Source organism: Paracraurococcus ruber (genome assembly GCF_004353985.1).
In the GTDB taxonomy this organism is placed as follows: Bacteria; Pseudomonadota; Alphaproteobacteria; order Acetobacterales; family Acetobacteraceae; genus Paracraurococcus; species Paracraurococcus ruber.
The window spans coordinates 1-993 of record NZ_SMOA01000610.1 but is presented as its reverse complement, the minus strand read 5'-3'; the positions used below and the strand labels follow the sequence as shown (position 1 = coordinate 993).

Here is a 993-nt window from a genome sequence, read left to right as displayed (position 1 = left end):
TGCTGCGGTCATACCGACCGCGGTTCTCCGGCGTCCACATCCCGCCAAATCGCGCACCACCCGCCGCAACCCGCCAGTCACAACCGATTCAGATGACTCACCATGTTCCCGGATGGACACTAAGGCCAGATCAGCATGCGCAAGGTCGATGGCTGGCAGAGCCTTGGTCAGCCGCCTGCCAAGAGCAGCATTGACCTCGCCGCCTGAGCCGATACCGTCACCATGCTGGAGACGCCGTTACGCCATTTCCAACACACATTGCGACGGCACCCATCCCGGGCAGCGGGTCAGCTGCCCAGAAGTCAAGTTCGAGGCCGTCGCCGGTGGTCAGCCGGGCCTCGCGGAAACGGAGCGCGGCGAGGGCCGGCGGCACCCCGCCGAGCGGGCGGGCATCGGGCCGGAAGATCAGCTGGTCCTGCCGGCACCAGACCGCTGCGACGGCACACAGCCAGAGCATCGCGACGAGCAGGGTGAGCGACAGCAGCGCGTCCGGCAGGGAGCTGGGCGCGAAGATCGAGACAATAGCGGACGGCACGCGGCCGGGCCTCCTGCCCGCAGGCGGATCGCGGCGGCCACCATCCCCGGCGGCAGGCCGGCCGGTGTCGCTGCGCGGGCTGGCGGCGACACCGGGCACGAGGTCACGTGAAGCGTAGAGCCATCGTGTTGCATGGGTCAGCGGCGTGAACGCATAGATCCCTGCCCGCATATGGGATCATGCGATGCGGACGTATTCCGGCCGCCCAAGCTCGAGCATGCGGTTCAGCACGTTGGCGGCGATGGCCACCTCGGTCGCCTGGCGCCCGTCCGTTTGCGAGCGCAGCCCGCCGCCGATGACGCGTTTCCACCGTGAGACGTCGGCTTCCACCAAGGCGCGCCAGTTGTAGCCCGACGCGCGCTGCCAGCCCATCCGGCCGCGTTCGGCAATACAGCGCAAATGCGCATCCCGCTGCGTCGGCGCGGTCTCGGCCGCCGCACTCGGCACCGCGCTCGCGC

At 69.3% G+C, this 993-nt stretch carries 1 protein-coding gene and 1 pseudogene; both read right to left on the bottom strand.

Annotated features, from left to right (window positions below; all coding sequences use genetic code 11):
- Positions 1-217: 217 nt before the first annotated feature.
- The gene (locus E2C05_RS32075; RefSeq protein WP_133223632.1) at positions 218-706 is read right to left on the bottom strand and encodes a hypothetical protein; all 489 of its coding nucleotides are present in this window, start codon (positions 704-706) and stop codon (positions 218-220) included.
- A 6-nt stretch (positions 707-712) separates the two neighbouring features.
- Positions 713-993: pseudogene (locus tag E2C05_RS33740) on the bottom strand (IS5/IS1182 family transposase); the annotation flags it as partial.